The following is a 919-nucleotide window of genomic DNA, read 5'->3' as shown; positions in this document are numbered from 1 at the left end:
TCTTCTTCCATTCCAAGAAGGAAGTCTACGACTCCTACGCGCGATTCACGGAAGACGATGGCGGCAACGTCCTCAAAGAAGAAAGCTTCTGGATCCGCTTCAGGCGTGGCCCAGGCCGCAAGACTGCTGGTGTCCATGAATTGAAGGGCACGGTCAATGGGCCCAACGGCAAGAGCCGACCCAAGCAGATTCACAATCTGGCGCTTACCCCGCCGCAAGTTGCCCAGATCAAGAAGGACATACTGGTGGAAGAGGCCTTGGCACGCGGATCGTTCCTGGTGGAACAACAGAACCTCGTGTGCGATGACGATCCATTCGGTGACAGCCAGCCGAGGATTGAACGCCAAGAACATCGCATTCCACAGTTCAATCCCTCCGAGTTGGTTGAACTGGAACGACTGAACCAGCTGGCCACGTACAAGCACTGACCATGACATACTCCGGCAAACCCCTTGCCGGAAGCGACAAATGGCCAACTCGGTCAGCGATACCGAGACCGGGCGAAAAACCGCCCGGGTCTCGCCCGCCATCACCAAACGCATTGCCCAGGTGGCCCAAGCCCACCAGGGATTGGACGAACGCCGGCCTCCCCGGTCATGGCAGCGGGACATGCCCCGCGATGAAGTTGAAGCGCGGGTGCTAGGGCTGATTGCCGATTACGAAGCCGTCGCACCGCACCTATCGGCGCCCACGTTGAAGGCCCTGCGCCGCATGTTCCGAGCCCACCCCTTCCTGCGCTTGCGTGGACAGGAATATCTGCAGGGAAAGAAAAAAAAACGGCAATCGGTAGTAATGAATGGTTAGGAGAAAGCACACGGAGGCAGTAACAGTGAAAGGATAGGTCCGCGCATAGGCTTGTGACGAAGGGGGGCGGAGAGGGTGCGCACTAGAACATGGTGGTCTCAGTATGTTTGCGTGA

2 protein-coding genes are annotated in these 919 nt (G+C 57.9%); both read left to right on the top strand.

The window, feature by feature from the left end:
- A partial coding sequence (locus CSC73_RS18300) for a hypothetical protein (RefSeq protein ID WP_163843571.1) occupies positions 1-428 on the top strand: 428 nt, incomplete at its 5' end.
- A gap of 40 nt (positions 429-468) precedes the next feature.
- Positions 469-804 carry a hypothetical protein gene (locus tag CSC73_RS18295; protein WP_163843568.1) on the top strand — a complete coding sequence of 112 codons (336 nt, stop codon included), beginning with the start codon at positions 469-471 and terminating at the stop codon, positions 802-804.
- Positions 805-919: the final 115 nt, after the last annotated feature.

This window comes from Pseudoxanthomonas sacheonensis, from assembly GCF_010093305.1.
Classification (GTDB): Bacteria; Pseudomonadota; Gammaproteobacteria; order Xanthomonadales; family Xanthomonadaceae; genus Pseudoxanthomonas_A; species Pseudoxanthomonas_A sacheonensis.
Note: the sequence above shows the minus strand (reverse complement) of the source record. Positions and strands in the feature narration are given on the sequence as shown.

What these genes read in the sequence shown, in the direction of transcription:
- CSC73_RS18295 (WP_163843568.1), top strand. Translation starts at nt 469, where the DNA reads ATGGCCAACTCGGTCAGCGATACCGAGACCGGGCGAAAAACCGCCCGG.